Consider the following 20,969-nt stretch of genomic DNA (forward strand, 5'->3'; position numbering starts at 1 on the left):
GGCGCCCCCCTTACTTTTTAAATGAAAAGCAGTTGGCCGGGTTGCTTACGAAGAATTTCTCCACCAGTTTTTGTCCATCAAAGCCGTTTCGGTTCGCCTCGTCTACAAAGCGCGGTACCCATTTGGAAATAATGTACTCCAGACCGAGACCCTGGTCGTAATGCTTGTAGTAGGTTTTCCGGGCGGTATCACCGCTGATGAGAATCTGATCTTCGAAGCCTTTGCGGACAAGCTCCAGAATAAGCGAGATTCGGGTGCTTTCCGGTGCATACTTGATTTTGCCGATACCGTCAAAGCTCATGTAAGCTCCCGTTGAGGCGATCTGCTCATGGTAGTAGGGGTCGGGATTGCGGTCCATATGTCCCAGGCTTAAAAAAGACAGATCCACACCTTCGCTCTTCAAGAGCTCGATTTGCTCCAATGCCATGGTGCCAACTTCGGTATGGGAGTGAATGGGTGCCTTCGTCTCATGATGAGCGCGCGCTACAGCGCGCAGCGTCTTCTCCTCCAGAGGCGTAATGCGGTTATAGCCTGTCCCGAATTTAACCTGGCCTGCTTTGAAAGGCGTGCCTTCCAGCCCTTCTTCCACCTCCCGGATGACGAAATCCGCCAGCTCGTTGATGCTTTTTGCTTCAATCCACTGGGCGTAGGTTTCATAATGGCCGATCAGCGGTTTAAGCTCCTCTTTGATTTTGGCATCCCACAGAAAGCTCTTGTTGAATCCCGCCGTTCCTACAATATGAATGCCGGTTTCAATTGCGATTTCCTGTACCGCCTGAACATCTCGCCCATAATCGATGGCTGTAGCGTCCACGATCGAGCGTCCGCCGTGTTGTTTGAAATCAAGAACGTCGCGCTTGGACTTCTCTTTATCGTCCAGCAGCAAATCGTCCTCTCCCCGTTCTTGCCAGTAGGCCGGGCGGCATACGATATGTTCGTGGGAATACGTAAAGCCCAGCTCCTCTTTGCTGATATCTCCATGTAAAGTACGGATAAAGCCCATATCGTTTCTCCTCCACTCTGTTATCTTTTAGACGGCTGAGTCGAGAGGACTCAGCCGTCTTTGTTGTCGGATGGTTAAAAGAACAACTTCGCCAGGAAGTGCAGAATCGGTCCAATGATGAACATATCGGAATCAGCTGCCCACATGGCTGTATCCGGCACCGTCGAGGCGATGAAGAAGCGAACCATCAGAAACTGTCCCCAAGCTACAACGGTGGAAGTGATGAAGCCGCCGATAACGGCCCCGCGAACACCACCTGTCGAGTTCCCGAACACCCCAGCCGTAGCACCGTGGAAAAATAAGACGATCATCGTTGGCACGAAAATGTAAGCAACGGTGTTGCCAAGTACAAGCAGCCAGATAATCGCTCCCGCGAAAGCTCCCAGGAATCCAAGAACCACCGCATTCGGCGCGTAAGGGTACACAACTGGCGCATCGAGTGCCGGTTTGGCGCCTGGTACGAGTTTGGTCGCGATCCCGTTGAAGGCCGGTACCAGCTCACCGACGAACATCCGGACCCCCATCAGAACGATGGCGATTCCGCCTGCGAATGTAAACGATTGGATTATAGAGTAAATAATAAAGTTCTGGTCACCCGATTGTTTCATCAGTTCCGCAGCCGCCGGTGTGCCTTTCGTCGATAGAATAATGGCCCCGATCAGGAACAAAACTCCCATGCTGAGCGCAGTGATGACGTTGGAGTCGCGGAGGAACTCAAAGCCTTTGGGTACTTTGATTTTCTCGGAATCGTTGTTTTTGTTGCCGAACAATTTACCGGACAAGGCAGCAAGCAAAGCAACCGAAGCCGATGTGTGACCAAGCGCAATGTTATCGTTGCCCGTAATTTTACGCAGGAACGGCTGAACCAGCGCCGGCTGGAAGGTCCAGTACACACCAAGGACGACAGCGAGCATCAGTACCAGCTTCCAGATGGAGATGCCGCTGGCCGCATGAACGATCACGCCAGCGAAAACGGTCGACGTCCAGAACATCATGTGCCCGGTCAGGTAAATAAATTTAAACCGGGTGAAGCGTGCCAGCAGAACGTTGATCAGAAAACCGATAAGCATAGCAAGCGTAACGGCGCTTCCGAATTTGGAGTTGAATGCCTCCTGACCCATGAAGGTACCAAGGGATCCGCTCTCCAATCCGAAGACTTCCTTCCACATCGGCTCGAATACATTCAAGGCTTTCACGATGACATCAGAGCCTGCGCCGATGACGAGGAAGCCGATGATCGCTTTAAAGGTGCCGCTTACAAGCTGGCTCGTTGATTTCTTCTGAAGCAGAAGGCCGACCAGAACGATAAATCCGAGCAGAATGGCGGGCGTTCCAAAAATGTTGGTGGCAATCCAAAAAAGTACGTCCATATGCCCTCTCCCTTTCTAATGGTTTACAGCACTTCTTCCAGCTTCTGTTTGATTTCGTTATTGTCAAAATAGTTGTTGACGATAACAATTTTGGCCGCATGACCTTGAAGGCTTTGTGCCAGTTCATTGCTTGTTATGATATAGTCTGCAGCGGTTCCGGATGCCGTGGAAACGTCCGTATGCTCCACGTCGGCATTTACTCCCATACCGCTCAGCACGTTCTCCACATTCATTCTCAAAATCAGACTCGTTCCTTGTCCAAGACCGCATACGCATAAAATTTTCATTGTTCGTTCCCCCTAATGAGTTGTTGGATTGTCTCTACATCAGTTGCATTCATGAAATGTTCAATACTGCCCGGGCTGCTTAGCAAGGTGGTCAGCTTGCGCAGCATGGCGATATGCTCCGAACTTGAAGAGCCGCCGAGCGCAAATACAAGCTGTACCGGGTCGTTGGCCGCATGGCCGAATACGACCGGCTTCTTCAATTTAATCAGCGAGACGGACGCTTCATTCACCCCATCCTCTGCACGAGCATGCGGAAGTGCGATATGTGGTGCAAGAACAAAGTACGGACCTCTTTCACGGTAAGATTTCACCATGGCGTCGGCATAACGTTCTTCCGCCGCACCTGCTTTTACCAGCAGATCTCCTGCTAAGCGGATCGCTTCTTCAGCCGTCTCGGCCTCCACATCCAAGGCAATTAGTGACGGTTCCAAAAATTTCATTCTCATCTCTCCCAAGTCCGGTATTCTAATCGATGCTAAAGACCGGTGTGTAATTGCTGTAGTATCTCTTCTTTCGTCTTGGCCTCTTTCAGACGGATCAGGTTTTCCTTCTCCCTGAGCAGGATGGTCAGCTCCGACAGCGCTTTGAGGTGGGATTCGCCGTCAATCGCCGCCAGTACCAGAATAATCTGAACTTGATGCCTTGCTTCTTCTGAAAAGGCGACGGGTTGCTCCAGTCGCAGCAGACTGATTCCCAGCCGCCGGACACCATCCTGCGGCTTGCCATGCGCAATCGCGATGCCTGGTGCAACGACGATGTATGGGCCGAGCGCCTCCACTTTGGAAATCATCGCATCGATATAAGCTTCATCGATGCGCCCATCCTTCAGCAGGGGTTCGGAGGCTTCGCGTATGGCGCTCCGCCAGTCGGCCGCTTCTCTTTTCATTTGGATCATCTGTCCAGTGAGCAGATCCGACAATGATGGCTTGCGTGCTTCACTCAGCCATGTTTTCCCAACAGACAAGTAGTGGTTAAGCTCCTCCGTAAGTCCTGCTTCATCCCTAACCGCGGCATATTTATGGACGATGTCCAGCAGCGCTTGAACCGAGTACGCCGGGGTCTTTGATTTACGGCCGGCAACCATGTTGACTTGGTTCAGCAGGTGTTCCTTATCCTTATCGCTGAGAATCGGATTCACTAGGAGAACGGGCACTTTACTATCCGGCAGCGGTACCGTTGAGAAAATAAAATCAACATTCTCTTCATCAAACGTCTCGTAATTCCGCAGCGAGAGTACCGCTGTAATATCCACTGCCGAGAAGAGGTTCTCCAGCTGCGATTTCAACATTCGCGAAGCGGAAATGCCGTTGACACAGACGATGGCGGCCTGTCTACGTACAGCCGGCTTCGTGTTCTCTCTGCGCAGCCAACCGCCGAAATGCATGGCAAGGTATCCGATTTCGTTGTCGTCAAGCGGACGTCCAACCAGTTGTTCGAACGGTGTCGCGGAGCGACGGGTCAGCTCGAATACTTCCCTGTACTTGGACAGGATATTTTCGAGCAGCGGATTTTCAAGCCCGAGTCCGTATATGATCCGGTAATAAGCCGGCTTCAAGTGGACAAGCAGATTCTCCTCCATCGCTTCCCGGTTCGGCAGGAATACGCAGGCGTAACGCTGAAAATCATCTGTCATCTGTCTGGTCACTTGCCGAAGCTGCTTGAGTACTTCTTCGGATCCGGTCATCTGTTCCATCCGGTTGACTCTCGCTCCCAGCAGATGCATCGTAAAGTAGCAGATTTCTTCATCCGGGATAGAGACACCGAACATTTGGCCGAGACCTTCAGCAACCCCAGCGGCAACTTCATACTCTGGCATCCGCCTCAGCACGTTTCGTTCATCTTCGTCTATTGAGATAAACTGCTCTTCCTGAATACGTCGTACATACAACAGGAAGCGTGCCGTCAAATGAAATAACATCTCGTCCGTCAAATCTACGCCCAGCGTTACTTCGCTATCCGAGATAAGGCGATACACCCGCTTCAGGTGTCCCGACTTCATAGGGGGAAATAAGTTTTCGGCAAGATCCGGTCCCTCCGATTCCGGGTTTCGGTTAAATACCTGCTCCCAACCTGCATCACCGAAAACCTGACCGAAATAATAGTTCAGAGCCTTCCGCTTGTCACGTTCCTCCCCATTTACGTCATAGCCCTGCTTGCGATCGTAGGTTACCTTGAGTTTTGAGGCCAACATGTCCGACCGGACCATATTCAAATCTTTGAGCACAGTTCCTCGGCTAACCTGCAAAAGATCCGTCAAATGATGAACAAAGAGCGGACCCTCCGCCGACAACAGATAGAGCGACATCCACGCCATTCTTTCCCGTGGGGACAAATAATACTGCTGTGTATGAGGCTTCCCGGTTGACTGCGGAAGACCGGCCCTGCTCTCATCGGGCAAATAATAGCCAACTGTCCTGACATATTTGACCGGCGGAAGATGAATCGCTTTCAAGTAATCGTTTATTTTTTCCATATCATAATAAACGGTTCGTCTGGAGATACCGACCTTCTGCATCAGTTCTTCCAACGACACATAATCGGCCGCCTCATAAAGCAGCGTCAAAATCCGGGTACTTCTTTCGTCCAGAATACGGCATCAACTCCTTTGCCGTTAGTGTAGTGCCTTTTGCAATTTGATTATACCCACAGGCAATTCATGAAAGACAGTTCAATTCATGGAGACCCTTTTGTGCAAAAATGAACTCAAGTGTTTAAACTGTTAGTTTAGAAAACAGCTGCCGGTATCTGACTTCTGTTAGCTTCCTTTTTATTTGTCTATTGTTTTCAGTCAGTCCATCTTAAAACAAAAAAAGACGCATACAATGCGGCTTTCGAAGTCATAACGTTTCTTTTTCCATACTGGTAAATGTCCATTCATTAAGCATGACTGCCTGACAAAAAAAGCACAGGCTGAATGGCCCGTGCAAAATTTTGTTCACTTCAAGATTGTCATGTTAAATCGATGCCTGTACATTCTGAAGTAAGTAGTGTGCAAGATTCGCAGCTTATTCAATTAAATTCACTTACCGAGTGTCCGGCTTATGTATCGGTAATTTCGCGACTAGTCCGTCGCTCTGGCGGATCCATGTCTCGAACTGTCGTTCACCCGCATTTAATCGAATGACTCTTGCTCCCGTCGGAAACTTATCCTTACGCACACCATCTACATAACTAACGTAACGAGTAGACCTCCCGTAGCAAAGACGTATGCCGTGCAGTGTCCCGCAATAATCGTTTGAGTGGTCATGTCCGACGAACGTACCCATCACATCGCCCATCTCTACCATGGCGGCAAACAAGCCTGAATTTACCTTCGGCGAGCTGATCCATTCGCTGCAATGGCCCTCACACACTTTCGTCTTCCATACCTCATCGTATTCCGGCAGCGGAATATGGAAAAAAGCCAGTGCGGGCAAAGGCGCCCCGCCATTTCGCTCGGCCAATTGCCGTGATTCGGATACATACCATTCGATTTGATCACGGCGTATCCAGTCGTATCCGCCCACCGCTTCAATCGGTGAGTAATCGCCGCTATCGAGGAAAAACAACGAGACCGCTGGCTTCTCCGCCCGATCGTTAATCGTCAGCACGTAGTTTCCCGCTCCGCTAACCCCCGGAGGATCCGGTTGGGCTACGCAATATTCATGTAGGAGCTGCTCCTCATGCATTCTCTTTCGAGGCAAGCTCCCTTCCGAGTCATGATTACCAAACACAGCCGCCCACGCTACGCGGTTTTCTTCAGCGACAGCGACCGCGCTTCGGAACGATTGAAGTGGATCTTTGCTTCTAGCACTTGCCGTTAAGTCGCCTGCAAACACAACAAGATCCGGCTGCTCAATCGCGATGATTCTCTCCATCGTCGCCTTCGTCATGGAGTCGAGAAGCGGCGTCTCCGGATCCAGGTCCTCAGCGTCAATAAACTCAACATCAGAAAACTGCACGATGACAAACGTTCCATCCTCACGTAACTTTAGCTTTTTCACCAAGGTATACCCGCCCCTTTGTCGCATATTCCTTCCAATACCATAACCCGATTAAAATGAATACAGCAGCGCACGCCAAATACATCGATGTCACGCCATACTGCAAACCGACCACCCAATAAATCAATGTCGGACCGATCGCCGCCCCTAAATCGGTGGATACGGAATAAGCGGTCATGACTGTAATAACGGATGTGCTCTTCGCGGCGTCAGAAGCCATTGCGTCCATGATCGTACCCAGCGCAGTGCTTGTAATCATGACGAAAATAACAATAACAATCCAAATACCGATCGGCAGCTGCCACGGAAGTAATGCGTAACCGGCTGCCGCACCCGCCAACGATAGCATAAATAATGGCAGCCTTCCTCTCGGTCCATCCGTACGCTGTCCGAACCATCGAGCTAAGAACGGCTCCCAAGTACAGCGAAGCGCTGTCAATACGCCGCCTAACGCCGTACTGCCAATGATCAATCCGAACCATGGTATCCCCGTTGGATAACTCGTGTCGATAAGATACGTGAGTGTCGCGCCGAACACGGCGTGCAGTAATGATATAATTAATCCGCTTAGAACGATTTTCTTCACCTGCAGCGACCACACCGTATTTAAGTTACTACGAGTTAGTTCCATTTGATGTGTCCCGGAAGCTTTCCCTTGATTTATGGATGCCGCGATCAACGGAAGTCCGACCAATGCCATCATGCCAAACCATATCGAGACAGACCGTAACCCGAAGAAGGGCACAAGCAACCCTCCGAACAGTACGCCTACCAAGCTGCCAAGGCGCCACAACCCGTTATACGTTCCCATTAAGCGCCCTCGATTCGTATCGTCGGAGTAGCGAATGACGGTCAAATACCCGCCCATTCGCATCAAGGACCATGCAATCCCCCACACCGCTCGCAACACTATCCAAAGAACGAACCCTTTGAAGATGCCGTATCCTACTGTAGTAAGCGCCGCTAACAAAACGGAGATGAACAGACCGGTTCGAAGCGACATCCGATGATACAGCCAGCCAATTACAGGATTCAGGGGCAGCCTTACTAGTCGGTTCACAGACAACAGTACGCCTACCTGCCAAAGCGCGTCCAGTCCCGCTTCCTTCCAATACACTGGGAGGACAATGTACAGCATGGAATCGCCGAAGAGAGTTAGCGCGGTTACGATGCCGACAATCCTAATCTGGCGCTGTTCCATTGCGTTGCTGCTGTCACTCGTCATAGGTCGACGATTAGGCCATCGTAAGCCACCTTAATGCCCGCGGGTTCGAAAGCTCGTTCAAAATCATCATGCAGAAATCCGGAGTTATGTGTAAAATGAGTCACATATACAAGACTGTTACTCCCAAGCGTACCTTCTTCCCGCCACACGCGCTGAACCTCCAGCACAGTTTCAATCCCCATATGGTTTGGATTACGATCATTGTTCGTAAAGCTATGCGTGCAATCGATTATCGCCATATCGATTACTTTGCCTTGAAGCCATTTCCAAGTGTCGTCATGCAGCCATCCGGTGTCATTGCCGTAAAAAAGCGTTTTACCCCCTTTTTCTATGTAAAACAGCAAACAAGTTTCCATGGGGTCATGATTTGCAAGCAAAGGGGTGACCTGTGTGTCGCTGAGTGAAATCGTCTCGAACGGACGCAATAAGTGGAACGCGAACCTGCCTCCAGCGTCCGGCCCAAGTGCGGCTATAGTCTGGTTAATGGCCGAATCGTTGCCGTAAATATGTAAGGGGTGATCGATACCGTGCGCAAATCCTTCGATACGGTTGTACAGATCCGATGGCTGAAAATGATCGTAATGCGTATGCGTGAACAATAGATGCTCAACCGCGCCCAAATCGATCCGATCACGGAGCGCCTGCATATGGGAATCTGCGGAATAGTCAACCTTGATAATGCCATCGATCAATACAGAGCTTCTCGTTCGAATGTTTTTTCCTGCGAGCGACCTCGCATTGCAGCAGGCGTCACAGCGGCAGAACGGGTTTGGAAATCCTTCCGCTGCAGCCGTTCCAAGAAAGTGGATTTTCATTGGTTTCTCCTCCCTTTGAGAAGCAATTGTTTATTTCCTCGACTCTTGATTAATACAGATAATACCACATATATACAATCAATCACATACAAATATTTATGATTTACAATCTGTTTTGTTTCGAAATCTGTTGATCGAACATACCTGTCCCATAAACACATAAATACACATAAACACAACAGCTTATAACCAAAAAACCGATGTTAAACATAAAAATAAACGATCCCTGGTTCGTGGAAACCAAAAATCGTTCAAGTGGATTCTATTATTTATAGACGATTTCGATGCCGCTTTGGCTAAATTGTTCAACGATATCCCGGTCGATTTTGGAATCCGTCACAAATCGTTCGACCTCGGTTACTCCGCATACTTTGATAAATGAATTTTGTCCGAACTTGCTGCTGTCTGCGAGGGCGATGCAGCGCTTCGCGTTCGCAAGCATTATTTTTTTCACCTGAATTTCGCCGACTCCGTAATCTGTAATCCCTGCTTCCAACGTAACCCCGCTCATACTCATAAAGAACAAATCCGCATGAAATCGCGATGAAAACTCTTCCGCCAAATCCCCGATGATGCTTTGCTCTTCATGCCGAATAACGCCCCCGGTCATAATCACCGTATACCCTGGCATCGAAACTAATTCGTTGACGATCGGAAGCGAGTTTGTAATCACGGTTAATCGATCGAACTTGGCTTTCAGCGCCTTCGCAATCTGGTTGTTTGTCGTACTGGGGTCAAGCGCGATAGACATCCCTTCGGTCACATAACGAACCGCGATTTGAGAAAGCTCCGTCTTCTCTTCCATATATATAGATTCGCGGATCGGCAGCGGGATTTCCCGGCTATAGTCGGGCTCCTTCAGAATCGCCCCGCCGTGCACCCGCCGCAGGTAGCCTTCGCTTTCTAAATATTCGAGGTCACGTCTGATCGTCTCGAACGAAACCCCGAAATGCTCCATGAGCTCCGACGCTCGGATCGATTTGTCCTGATTCAGTTTCTGAATAATAATTTGATGCCGCTGCTCAGCAAACAACTACTCCACTCCTTACTTGCCTAGACTTCTTAATTAGAAGTTTACCATAAAAGCATGTAATCCTCCTGTTCTGCCGTTTCGGGAGTAATTGTAGTGTTACCGCGTTTATGTTCTTGTTCTGTAACATCTAATAAGGTGTACATTGATGGTGCTATTATCTTTAAGAACAGACCGCACTTATTTTACTAATAGCTTCATCAACTGGACGTAAATCGGATTTATCATGTAGCCAGTCGGGTTAACGGAATATCTTGTACCTGTGTCTAGCTGCCGGATTCGGTCCATTTCTTCCTCGCTCAGATCAAAGTCAAAAATTTCGCTGTTTTCCTTTATCCTTTGCAGATTTGACGATTTGGGGATGATAATAACCCCCCGATTTATATGCCAACGTAATATGATTTGTGCAACTGACTTTTGATGATTACGGGCACTCTCAACGAGAACCGGATGCTCCAGCAAAGCCTTGTTTCCTTGTCCCAGTGGCCCCCAAGCTTCATGCAGTATCCGATCACGAACCATATAATCATGCAAATCGTGTTGTTGAAACTCCGGATGCGTTTCGATTTGGTTGATCATCGGTGATATCCGAGATTGCTTTTTGAGATGCTCCAAGTGCTCGATTTCGAAATTTGCTACGCCAATGACTTTAATTCTCCCTTCCATGTACAAATCCTCCATCGCCGCCCACGCTTTCTCGTAATGAGGTCCAGCAAAATGAATCAAATACATATCGAGATACGTAACATTCAGTTTCCGACAAGTCTGCTCAAACGCTTTTTTCGTTGCATGATATCCAAGATCGGTTGTCCATACCTTGGAAGTAATGAAAAACTCATCTCGTGGAAGACCACTTTTTTGCAATTCTCGGCCCAACGCTTCTTCATTGCCGTATATCTTCGCTGTATCGAAATGACGATATCCCGTTTGAATTGCCGCTGCGATGGTTTTTTCAAAGACAGCTCCCTTCTCGATTTTATACACGCCAAAACCAAGCTGAGGAATTTGAACACCGTTTGCCGCCTCGACGGTTCGATACATCTGTGACCACTCCTTCTTACGATTTATTCGCATTGCAACAACGCTCTTTCGATTACATGAACTAGATTTTTTAAAGACTGAAGCTTGCTTTTCGAATCCAGCCTATAGTAATTGATGGTCCCTTCTTTACGAACACTTACAATCTGAGCATCTTTTAAAATCTTCAAATGATGAGAAACTGCTGGACGAGATAGATGAGTATTCAACCTGATCTCTCCCACTCTCATTCCGGGATTTTGCGGCCCCTCTATCAATGTTTTAAGAATGGCTTGCCGGGTTTCATCACCGATGGCGACAGCACCTTTTGATTGTTTCTGAACTCCATAGCGATATCGGCTGCGATTTCCTGACTCACCTAATCCCCCCATTTGTTTAACTGTATAATCTTTTCTGACCAACCTAGGATAACACACTACAAGATTCGAAATGCTATCGGTAAAGCAAATGAAGATACATATTTTCCCTTGTAGATGAAATGCCTACTATTTCGATTCATGTTTAAATTATGGCTGCGAAAAAATTAAAGAAGCCGCGATATTCCGCGGCTATGTCAAACATAAACTCCGATATATTCACACGTTCTCAACTAGTGCCTGTTAAAAAACATCGATGCCCTCATTCCTGAAAGAATCAACAGTCATTCAGCTTATATCGCCGTGTGCCCCTCTTTTTTCCGTAAAAAAGTACAGTAATGCCAAGATCGGAAAAAGAACGCCAACCCACATCGCCGCTTTCCAGCCGCCCATGGCGTAAGCCCATCCCCCGACTGCGGAGCCTATGGCTCCACCCGCAAAAAAGATCGCCATATACATGCCGTTCAGTCGGCTGCGCACCTCAGCTCCCAAAGCGAAGATCGCTCGCTGTCCTAACACCAAATTAGCGGACACGCCCATGTCGAGCAAAATAGCAGCTATTACGAGGATTACGATAGCGAATATAGAACCTCCTGGAAACATAATCGGCAAAAGTCCCGATAGAATCACCAGCGCGATGGACAATCCCGTTGCCGAACGTATCAGGCCTTTATCTGCAAAGCGGCCAGCAATAGGAGCCGCCGCCGCACCAGAAACCCCTGCCAAAGCGAAAAGTGCTACACCTGTTGAAGAAAAATGAAACACCGGACTCGTTAAAACGAGCGGAACCGTTGTCCAGAACAGACTAAACATGCCGAACAAAAACGCGTGATACAGTGCGCGGCGCCGCAGAATCGGCGTTGTCTTGAGCAGATGCAGCATGGATGAGATGATTACCGGATATTTGTCCTTAGTTTGCGGCTGCCTTGCCGGAAGGACTTTTGCCAATACAAGAGCCAGTACCAAGAGCATAGCGGAGGAAATAATAAAGATGGCATGCCAGCCGAAATATGTATCCACCATACTCGAAACCGGACGGGCCAGCATAATACCCAATAACAGACCGCTCATTACGTTGCCTACATTACGTCCACGCGTCTCCTCAGGGGAAAGATGCGCCGCGTATGGAACTAGGATCTGGGCCGCAACGGCCCCGACACCTATAAACAAGGAAGCGGCAAGAAACAAAGCCGCACTTCGGGCTTCAGCGGCGATGATCAAAACAATAGACGTCAGAATCAGCAGCGTAACCACCAATTTGCGGTTTTCAAGCAAATCCCCCAAAGGGACGATAAATAATAAGCCGATCCCGTAGCCGATTTGTGTCAGCGTGACGATCAACCCTGCAGCTTCCGAAGATAACCCTATGGCCGAGCTGATCGATTCAATTAAAGGTTGTGTATAGTAAAGATTTGCAACGATCAAACCACAGGCAACAGCAAGAACCAGCGTGATCCATCTAGAAACGGATTTCTCCAACCTTTCCATTGCGTTTTCATTCATGATAAGCACTCCTTATTTTGTGAATTATTAAGTCGAAATATAGGAACAATCGTTCCAGTATAGAGATAGCTAGCCCCCTATGCTCATACTCAAGGGGGATATTTTCGGGAATGATCGTTCCGGTTTGATTAAAAAAATAGGTTTACAGCATTTCGAAGACCGCGTTCATCATACCGTGGACTTTATGGATATCGCTTTGGATTCTGGCCATTACGTTAATGCTATGATTGAGATTCAGCAGCAGGTACGAGAACATTTTAATATCTTTCTCCGGAGCTATTTCTCCCGCTTCTTGCCCTTTCTTTAACGTCTCATAAAACAGCTGCTCCAATTCCGTAAAACTTTGGCGAATCGTATTCTGCAAGGGCTCATCCACCGTATCTAAACCAACGGAAGCATTCGTAATCAGGCATCCATTGGGGAAAGCTTCGCCGTGCGTGGCAAAAGCGTTCATGATGTGCAGGTCGAAATACTGGCGGATCCCTGTGATCGCAGAAGTTCCATGTATCATCAGATCACGTTTTTTTTGCGACATTTTTTTATAATATTGGATGGCCTCGTAATACAGTGTCTGTTTATCCTGAAACGTTTCGTACATACTGGATCTGCTCAACTCCATGGATTCCAGTAAATCCGGTATGCTTGCAGCTTCATATCCTTTTTCCCAAAAAACAATCATGGCTTTGCGCAGTACTTGCTCTCGATCAAATTCTTTGGTCCGTCCCATGGTTCACTCCTCCTTTTCATAATGAGTATAACCTAACCGGAACGAACATTCCAGTATTTATTTCAAAACAGCAGAAGACGATTAAAAATGATAAGGACTGAATATAATTAAATAATCATCAAATCGGTCTTGGGTTTTCAAAATATAAAGAAGAGAAACGTCATCGTCCCAATGACCTTTCTCCTCATTCATTCATTTGAATAGATTTTCGATGATCCCACGATCGAAGTCGTTGACAATTTTATACTCCTTGCCATACCTTTTATGATTGCTCGAACCGTTATAGATTCGCACGAGGTCCGGACTATAGAAGTATACGGCGAAGGTCGGGCCATTCCGGCCCTGGAACCAAACTTCATATTCGTCGCCATCGTAATCCACTCTGCTGGTTTTACGCAGTTTGACTTCGGAAAAGCTGTTCATGATGCGCTCGATCTCCGCGGGATCTGTAATTTGTATCACTTGCTCGTTCGGACGGAACCGATTTTTCCCGACGCTCATATGGCTAATGGTCCCAGGCTCAATCAACTGATCCAGTACCATCTCCTTAAACGATGTTCTGTTTTGAAACGCCGAATATATCATCGCACTAATTAGAATCAGGACGCAAATTGCCAGAAAGACATACCATGTGCGCTTGTTCAGCCGCCATCTCCTCCCTCATTTCGCGGTTCTTAAATTCCGCTCCAGAATTAGCCAATATTCTAATTATATTTTCACCTTGCACCAGCCAGCTTCCCCTAAGAAATCATCCCTCGTTAATCCATCTTCACCTAACAAGCATCGGTAGTTTGTTATCGTTCCATCATGAGTTATGATAAAGACTCTCTTTGCACGCAGCGTTTTAATCCACGATATTAGTCTCATTCCATGTGGTACGAACGCTGATTCAGTTAGTGTAATTCGTCGATCAACGAAATTCCTTTTAGAATCCGCATCCTACTATCCCTTAAAAAATCACGGGTCCAACCATCTGCTTGACTTAGATCCCAACTCCGGTGCATACCGACAACCACGATAATTTCACGCAGTCTCAGGAAGAGCTCCAGTTGATCCTTCCAGCCGTCAGGCATTTGACGGCCATCCTCTGTATAGCCTCGCTCGAAATGTTTCATGAAAAGTTCGTACTGCACCTTACGCTCAGCCTTCGAATCTTCCCCGAATACGTAGAGCAAATAATAAAGCTGGATGGCAATGTCTTCGACATACCAACTGTACTGGCATTCATCGAAGTCAAAGAGCGTTATTTCCCCTGATTCATCAACCATGAAATTTCCTACATTGATATCTCCGTGTATCAAACCGAAATTATCAGTAGTAACACGGAGACTGGACAAATGTCCTCTTAGTTCATCAAGCGCATGAAGAATTGGTAGATGCTCTGCCGGTATATAATGTTTGGCCTGTAAGAGGTATTCATTGCATTCCCATGTGTGTCTATTTGCCTTTTGTTTGTAACGCTTCGATAGTTCATGGAGACGGCCAGTCAGGCGGCCGCATTGCTCGTAAAGTACTGGATTATCTAGGCATTCTGGGTATCCGATTTTACGACCAGGTGCATATCTGAATGAGGTCACGTAGAAATCAATAAGATTTCCTTGGATTCGTTCAAAGTCCTTTCCATTAATCGATGATATCGATTCTGAGACTGCCAAACCATTCTCTGATAGATAACGAATCCATTCTATTTCAGCTGCAAGTCCTTTATCTGTACGATGAGTGCTCGGAGTGAAACGGAGGATATATTTCATATGATTGCGATTGTAGGAATATATAAAATTTTGAAATCCTCCAATGAAAGTCAGCTCCTTGAGGCTAACTCCGAACCGTGCTGCACCTTCAATGGCATGTTCATCCAAGAACATTAATTTTATGTTTTGGTCCATGCGCACTCCTTTCATACCAACCCCATTTCGAATCGCTTGGGTGAAACTTAACTCAACATTAGGGGTGCAGGATATCCCATGTAACGGGTCCAAGTGAGATCATATATTTTAAAGGGCCTCCCCCTTTTCCTCATACCAGCGAATCATTCTCCATTTGCCGTCTACTCTTTTCCACACTTCGAGTGAAATGGCTCGTACTATTTTAGTATCGTTTAGGTGCGTGACTTCATATGAAACTGCGGCCTGATCCTCTGATTGGGGAAGGATTTTCAGTCCCGAAAAAATAAACTTAATGTTTTTGCCTTTGTAATAACGTGCAGCATCTTCATTTCCTTTTTTGATTTGCTCGGCATTATACATCTCCATTTTTCCCGTTGAAGGCATGTACAGGATGCCTTGAAATTCATCTGAATATAGCGTGTTCATTTCTTCAAATTCACCGTTTCTAAAATCATTGTGTAATTCCCCAAGCCGGTATATTTGAGACGAGAGTTCTGATTCTATACTCATTATATGTTTCTCCTTTATGAGTTTTAAAGATCCTTACTGGCATACTTACTTCAGGTGAGTATATACCGTTACTACCGATTTCATCACTATATTAACGTTAATATATTACAAGCATAGCATAACATGGATTATACAAGTTTTTATCCATCGATTTCTTTTTCAGCACCTTTTCATTCTCCGATTAAGGGTACTCTGCGCCATCGTTTATACCGGTAAGAAATCCGTATGCATTGATCAATTACATGATCTCAAATGCTCTCTGCATGAAAAACAAACCTATAAAGTCTCATGTTTTGCTGGGAAAGCCATGTTTCTTCGAACTCCACGCAATAGTCAATGCAATGAGCAGCAGAATCAACAGCACTCCCGGAAACGACTTGACTCCAATAAACTCCAACAAAGCACCCCCGACAATCCCGCCACCTGCGATGGCCAGATTCCAGACTGTAGTATTGATTGGCATTACGATATCCACACCTTCTTCACCACTTGCATCGGCAAGCGCTGTTTGCAGTATGGTTGCGGCGCCGCCGAAGGTAAATCCCCATAATGCCACGACCGCATAAACGACGAATGCCGATGTGACGCCCGTCCATAGTGCTGCGGCTGCCAGCAGGAAGCCCAACAGACTAAGTAGGACAAGCAGGCGCAGGTGTCGATCTATCAACAGACCCACAATCCAGATCGAAATAAGTGCGAATGCTCCAAATACAAGCAAAACCAGATCAACACGCCCAGCCAGTCCCAAAGGCTCAAGAAACGGCGCGATATACGTATATAAAATATTGTGTGCCAGCATCCACGTCAGTACCACCATTAGAACCGGACGGATGCCGGGCATAACAAACACTTGACGGATCGTCATACGTTGATTTGCAGGCTGCCCGGGATAGTCCGGCACCTGCCACAGAACCCATCCAATTAATGCGAGAGTCAGAAGCGACATGAGTCCGAATACAAGTCGCCAACCGATCAGATCACCGAGCAAGGTGCCAACCGGCACGCCTAGCGTAAGAGCAATCGGAGTACCAACCATCGCGACTGCCAAGGCACGGCCTCTTAAAGCATCCGGAACCATGCGACGTGCGTATCCGGGGATCATCCCCCATGCGGCACCGGCAGATACACCAGCGAAAAATCGAGCGACCAGCGTTAATGCATAGCTGCTTGACAGGGCGGTAATCGAGTTGAAGATAAAAAAACCTACAATAATGGCTAGCAGAAGCGGACGTCGCCTCATCCCACCGGTAAACATAGCAAACGGAATTGCCGCCACAATGGAACCCAAAGCATAGGAAGTTACGAGCTGTCCGGCCATTCCTGTTGTAATATTCAAACCTCCCGAGATATGCGGTAGTAAACCGGCTGGAATGGTTTCTGTAAAGATACAAATAAAACCTGTCATCGCAAGCGCGAGCAGTGCTAACCAAGGAAGTCCGGCAGGCGTAATTGCCGTTTGTGCCGTACCCGTGGAAGATGATAATTGAGACAAAATATTTTCCCCCTCATGATAAATTTAATTATGGATCGATCATTCCATATATTAAATTCATCCTTCTCCCTTGTCAAGGACTTCTGGATCGATTAGTATAAAAGTAATGAAGGGGGGCAATTATATGGCACGAACGGGACGTCCACGCGCTTTTAATCGTGACGAGGCAGTTGCTGCCGCCATGCTTCTGTTCTGGGAACACGGCTATGAATCCACTTCGCTTGCTCAGTTACGTGCTGCCATGGGCGATATATCTGCAGCGAGTTTCTATGCCGCTTTCGAATCAAAAGAATCTCTGTTCCGAGAAGTAATGGATCAATATATCTCGACGTATGGACAAGTTTCTGAAAGTTTCAGGGATACAAGCGTGACATCAAAAACGGCTATCGAACAAGGGCTACGACGATCGGCTCAAATGCAGACAGAAAGTTCCCACCCTCTCGGTTGTCTGTTGATTTTGTCCGCTGTGAATTGTTCACCCGAACAACAACACATCCGAGAGATGCTTGCCAAGGAACGAGCAAGGGTCCACAGTTGGCTAAAAGACTGTATAGAGCGGGCCGTAGCCAATGGAGAGTTGCCGGATTCAACGGATATCCCCATGCTGGTAACCTTATTCGAAACATTTCTGCAAGGAATGTCGACACAAGCGCGGGACGGTGTTTCATACGAAGCGATGGATGCCGCCATTACTCAACTGATGAGCATATGGGATGCATTATCGAAGAAGTTAGGCTAACACGGCTATCATGAAACCATAAAATCGGATAGGAGGCTACCCATTAGTTGAGTAGCCGACCTTCCACACCACCGTACGTACCGTTCGGTATACGGCGGTTCAACCGTTTAAGTGCAATTGAGGTAGACGCTCGTACTCAGCAGGTAAGTCATAATACCCTGCCTGTGCGAGCTTTTCGTTTGTAACAGAGCGTTGCGGGATCGCGCTTCCGCCAATGCGCCAGTAACCCAGCCGGGTGTTTCCCCATGGGTAGGCCTGCCACTCCGGCACTCCTAGCTTCCGCAGGTTCTCTACCTTCGTTCTCGGCTTCTTCCATTGCTTCCAGATGTACATGCGCATCCGCCTTCGCAGCCATTCATTCCAGCTTTGCAGGATTCGCTTCATGTCGGCTACATAGAAATAACCGATCCATCCGCGAATGTAGACCTTTACGTTCTCCATTACCTGCCTTGCATTCCTGCCTTGACTCCGGCTCATTAGCTCTTTCAGCTTTTTGCCAGGGATTGTCGATGTACGTGGATATACACGCCGCTTCCGTTCTTCCCCAGGGCAAAGCCGAGGAATTTGAAATGCTTCTGCGCCACAACGCTAGCAGCCATGTTCTTCTGCGGATTCATCTTGAGCCTCAGCTTGTTCTCCAGATACGACCGGCAGGATTCCAAAAGCCGCGTTGCCGCCCGCTTGCTTCTTACCAGTACCACGATGTCATCTGCATATCGAATGACGATCACTCCTCGGCTTCTCATCTCCTGGTCGCATTCGTTCAGGTAGATGTTCGCCAAAAGCGGCGATAGGGGACCTCCCTGAGGAGAGCCTTCTTCCGTTTCGTGGCGTACTCCGTTTTCAATGACTCCGCTTTTCAGGTACTTTTTAATCAGGTCGGTTACGCGCTTGTCCTCGATTTGTTTGCGCAGGAGGTTCATCAACAGCTCATGGTTCAGCGTGTCAAAGTACTTCGAGAGGTCAATTTCTACCGCGTGGCCGTATCCCTGCTCCGTATAAGCTTTCAATTTTCGGATCGCCTGCTGAGCGCTCCACCCTGGGCGGTATCCGTATCTTCCATCCGAGAAAAGCGGCTCAAATAGCGGTTGCAACTGCTGGGCGATGGTTTGATGGATGATGCGATCCACGACCGTGAGAATGCCGAGCTTTCTTACTCCGCTTCCATCAGGAGGCAGATCTTTATCGTAAAGATAAGGAGGAAGCTATTGAGCAAGGCTATTTGCCTTACCGCGAAGAGAAAGACATTGAAGAAGGTGATCAACTGGCGCTTACCTTGCCATTGACCTACGTAAGAAGACCGGGTTGGGATAGCGAAATGCTTAGATTTATCGGTTTTACTAAAATTCAGGTCCATAAAGGATTTGATACTAAATTTTATAGTGCAGGAGAAAAAATCCTGAACCGTCACAGAGCTATGTTCACTATCGTTGCTGAAAAATAGGGCTATCCTTAGCAACTGGCCTCCAACAAGAACATATAAACTAGAATGATAAAATGAACAAAAACCTGCCAAGCAATAGCTGGCAGGTTTTTGTTCAGAAACTTAATATAATATGCTTAACAAGCAGCCTCTAGAAAAGATTTTTGATCGAATTGAACAAATTCGCGAAGAAATCGCCAATCGCGCCTAAGAATTGTTTGAACCAGCCCGCTTTCTTAGTCACCTCGCTTGTAACCAAATTCAGCGTGTCGCTCTGAATGCTGGACATACCTTCGAATTTGTAGCTGTAAGTCACGGATCCCACCTTCATGTCCTTGGTGACTGGTGCTGTCAAGGTGTCGGTGTCCAGTTTGGCCTTGACCTGAAGGTTGTCGCCCGTAAAACCCTTAGGCACGACGAGCGTTAGCGCACGGTCGGTTACAAGCTTCGTTTCCTTCACTTTGCCTTTCTTCACCTGCACATGCTCGAAGCCTTCGACGATCGCCCCTTCAGGGTGCAATTCTCGCACTTCAAAATGGTTGAATCCGTAGTCCATAACTTTGCGTGTCTCCTTAAAACGTGCATGCTCCGATGCTGTACCCATAACGACACTAATTAGGCGCATACCGTTACGTTCAGCAGTCCCGGTAAAGCAGTATTTTGCAGCCTCAGTATACCCTGTTTTCAACCCATCCAAGCCATCATAGGCATACGTGAGGAAGTTGGGAATGTTTTTGTTCGTTGCCAGCATCCAGTTATTGTTGATGATCGGTTGATCGTCACGGTCACGGAATTTATAGTTTTGAAGAGCCGTGAATTCGGAAAAATCCGGATGGTCTTCAATAAGAAATTTCGCCAGGATGGCGGCATCCATCGCGGACATGACCGTCTCTTTGTCCTCTGCCGGACGAAACTTCTCCGGCATATCCGCAAGACTTAGCCCTGAAGAATTGATAAAGAATGCTGTTTTAAGGCCCATTTTCTTCGCCGTTTCGTTCATCATCTTCACGAAGGCTTGCTCTGAGCCGGCAACATGCTCCGCCAAGGCAACGGTCGCATCGTTAGCCGAGCCGACAGCCATCGCAGTGTAAAGCTCTCTAACCGTATGTTGATCGCCTTCGGCCAGAAATACTCGGGAGCCGATGGTATTCGCCGCATTTTCTCGAACGGTTACCGTATCGTCCCAAGACAGCTTTCCTTGCTTCACCTGTTCCGCTACGATATATTCACTCATCATTTTCGTCATACTGGCTGGGGGCAACGCAACATCCGCATTGATGGACAAGAGCACTTGACCCGTGGACGGCTCCAGCAGTACGGCCGATTTCACGTTCAATCCGAGCTGCTCTACCGATGGGATTCGATCAGACTTGGTCTTGTTATTCTCTGTTGCCGACTCGCCTGTACTGGACGTATCTGTGGTTTCCGCCGTAGCGATGGTGCTAGGAGCAGCCAGCAGAATGACCGGTGCTGCCGATAAGCTTAATAGATTAAGCAGCATCCAGGATCCCAAAATCCTTTGGATACAATAGTGCTTGTTTCTAGTAAAAAACTTGTCTATCAACGGTAATACTCCTCTCTG

The 20,969-nt window shown here is 47.7% G+C and carries 21 protein-coding genes and 1 pseudogene; 2 read left to right on the forward strand and 20 right to left on the reverse strand.

The window, feature by feature from the left end; all coding sequences use genetic code 11:
* Positions 1-10: 10 nt before the first annotated feature.
* The 17 genes and pseudogenes from CRG97_RS17715 to CRG97_RS17795 form a co-directional block, all read right to left on the reverse strand.
* A complete protein-coding gene (locus CRG97_RS17715; RefSeq protein ID WP_098745781.1) occupies positions 11-1,003 on the reverse strand; it encodes a phosphotriesterase family protein in 993 nt (330 codons plus the stop codon).
* A 74-nt stretch (positions 1,004-1,077) separates the two neighbouring features.
* Positions 1,078-2,373 (reverse strand): PTS ascorbate transporter subunit IIC, encoded by a 1,296-nt coding sequence (locus CRG97_RS17720; RefSeq protein ID WP_076321609.1) that lies wholly within the window; start codon positions 2,371-2,373, stop codon positions 1,078-1,080.
* Positions 2,374-2,396: 23 nt separating this feature from the next.
* The gene (locus CRG97_RS17725) at positions 2,397-2,660 is read right to left on the reverse strand and encodes a PTS sugar transporter subunit IIB (RefSeq protein WP_076321610.1); all 264 of its coding nucleotides are present in this window, start codon (positions 2,658-2,660) and stop codon (positions 2,397-2,399) included.
* Positions 2,657-3,100: a PTS sugar transporter subunit IIA gene (locus CRG97_RS17730; protein ID WP_098745783.1), complete on the reverse strand. Its 444-nt coding sequence runs from the start codon at positions 3,098-3,100 to the stop codon at positions 2,657-2,659. Before CRG97_RS17730 ends, CRG97_RS17725 begins: the two co-directional genes overlap by 4 nt.
* 35 nt (positions 3,101-3,135) lie before the next feature.
* Positions 3,136-5,250: a BglG family transcription antiterminator gene (locus CRG97_RS17735; protein ID WP_343225202.1), complete on the reverse strand. Its 2,115-nt coding sequence runs from the start codon at positions 5,248-5,250 to the stop codon at positions 3,136-3,138.
* 433 nt (positions 5,251-5,683) lie between these two features.
* Entirely contained in the window at positions 5,684-6,646 is a 963-nt protein-coding gene (locus tag CRG97_RS17740; RefSeq protein ID WP_098745789.1) for a metallophosphoesterase family protein, read from the reverse strand.
* Complete coding sequence (locus tag CRG97_RS17745; protein WP_161952950.1) at positions 6,621-7,844, reverse strand: MFS transporter; 1,224 nt, start codon at positions 7,842-7,844, stop codon at positions 6,621-6,623. Before CRG97_RS17745 ends, CRG97_RS17740 begins: the two co-directional genes overlap by 26 nt.
* A 20-nt stretch (positions 7,845-7,864) precedes the next feature.
* The gene (locus CRG97_RS17750) at positions 7,865-8,683 is read right to left on the reverse strand and encodes an MBL fold metallo-hydrolase (RefSeq protein WP_098745794.1); all 819 of its coding nucleotides are present in this window, start codon (positions 8,681-8,683) and stop codon (positions 7,865-7,867) included.
* A 265-nt stretch (positions 8,684-8,948) separates the two neighbouring features.
* Complete coding sequence (locus CRG97_RS17755; protein WP_098745797.1) at positions 8,949-9,716, reverse strand: DeoR/GlpR family DNA-binding transcription regulator; 768 nt, start codon at positions 9,714-9,716, stop codon at positions 8,949-8,951.
* Between the two features lie 177 nt (positions 9,717-9,893).
* Positions 9,894-10,754, reverse strand: coding sequence for an aldo/keto reductase (locus tag CRG97_RS17760; RefSeq protein WP_098745800.1), 861 nt, complete (start codon positions 10,752-10,754; stop codon positions 9,894-9,896).
* Between the two features lie 23 nt (positions 10,755-10,777).
* Positions 10,778-11,079: pseudogene (locus CRG97_RS17765) on the reverse strand (ArsR/SmtB family transcription factor).
* Positions 11,080-11,395: 316 nt separating this feature from the next.
* Positions 11,396-12,610, reverse strand: coding sequence for an MFS transporter (locus CRG97_RS17770; protein WP_098745804.1), 1,215 nt, complete (start codon positions 12,608-12,610; stop codon positions 11,396-11,398).
* Positions 12,611-12,752: 142 nt separating this feature from the next.
* A complete protein-coding gene (locus CRG97_RS17775) occupies positions 12,753-13,337 on the reverse strand; it encodes a TetR/AcrR family transcriptional regulator (protein WP_098745807.1) in 585 nt (194 codons plus the stop codon).
* Between the two features lie 192 nt (positions 13,338-13,529).
* Entirely contained in the window at positions 13,530-13,865 is a 336-nt protein-coding gene (locus CRG97_RS17780) for a hypothetical protein (RefSeq protein WP_237566469.1), read from the reverse strand.
* A gap of 365 nt (positions 13,866-14,230) precedes the next feature.
* A complete protein-coding gene (locus tag CRG97_RS17785; protein WP_161952951.1) occupies positions 14,231-15,223 on the reverse strand; it encodes a phosphotransferase enzyme family protein in 993 nt (330 codons plus the stop codon).
* A 108-nt stretch (positions 15,224-15,331) separates the two neighbouring features.
* Positions 15,332-15,733 carry a nuclear transport factor 2 family protein gene (locus tag CRG97_RS17790; RefSeq protein ID WP_098745816.1) on the reverse strand — a complete coding sequence of 134 codons (402 nt, stop codon included), beginning with the start codon at positions 15,731-15,733 and terminating at the stop codon, positions 15,332-15,334.
* 286 nt (positions 15,734-16,019) lie between these two features.
* On the reverse strand, positions 16,020-17,225 hold the full coding sequence (locus CRG97_RS17795) for an MFS transporter (protein ID WP_098745819.1): 1,206 nt from the start codon (positions 17,223-17,225) through the stop codon (positions 16,020-16,022).
* 124 nt (positions 17,226-17,349) lie between these two features.
* Here CRG97_RS17795 and CRG97_RS17800 point away from each other — a divergent pair, with 124 nt between their 5' ends.
* Complete coding sequence (locus tag CRG97_RS17800) at positions 17,350-17,964, forward strand: TetR/AcrR family transcriptional regulator (protein ID WP_098745822.1); 615 nt, start codon at positions 17,350-17,352, stop codon at positions 17,962-17,964.
* Between the two features lie 99 nt (positions 17,965-18,063).
* On the opposite strand, the gene CRG97_RS33305 is transcribed toward CRG97_RS17800, so the two are convergent.
* The gene (locus CRG97_RS33305; RefSeq protein ID WP_237566470.1) at positions 18,064-18,405 is read right to left on the reverse strand and encodes a group II intron maturase-specific domain-containing protein; all 342 of its coding nucleotides are present in this window, start codon (positions 18,403-18,405) and stop codon (positions 18,064-18,066) included.
* A 44-nt stretch (positions 18,406-18,449) separates the two neighbouring features.
* Complete coding sequence (locus tag CRG97_RS33310; protein ID WP_202618959.1) at positions 18,450-19,094, reverse strand: reverse transcriptase domain-containing protein; 645 nt, start codon at positions 19,092-19,094, stop codon at positions 18,450-18,452.
* A 92-nt stretch (positions 19,095-19,186) separates the two neighbouring features.
* Between CRG97_RS33310 and CRG97_RS33020 the strand changes: the two genes are divergently transcribed.
* Positions 19,187-19,408 (forward strand): hypothetical protein, encoded by a 222-nt coding sequence (locus tag CRG97_RS33020; protein WP_153047506.1) that lies wholly within the window; start codon positions 19,187-19,189, stop codon positions 19,406-19,408.
* A gap of 130 nt (positions 19,409-19,538) precedes the next feature.
* On the opposite strand, the gene CRG97_RS17815 is transcribed toward CRG97_RS33020, so the two are convergent.
* Positions 19,539-20,951: a D-alanyl-D-alanine carboxypeptidase family protein gene (locus CRG97_RS17815; RefSeq protein ID WP_098745828.1), complete on the reverse strand. Its 1,413-nt coding sequence runs from the start codon at positions 20,949-20,951 to the stop codon at positions 19,539-19,541.
* Positions 20,952-20,969: the final 18 nt, after the last annotated feature.

The organism is Paenibacillus sp. EZ-K15 (assembly GCF_002573715.1).
Lineage (GTDB): Bacteria > Bacillota > Bacilli > Paenibacillales > Paenibacillaceae > Paenibacillus_AQ.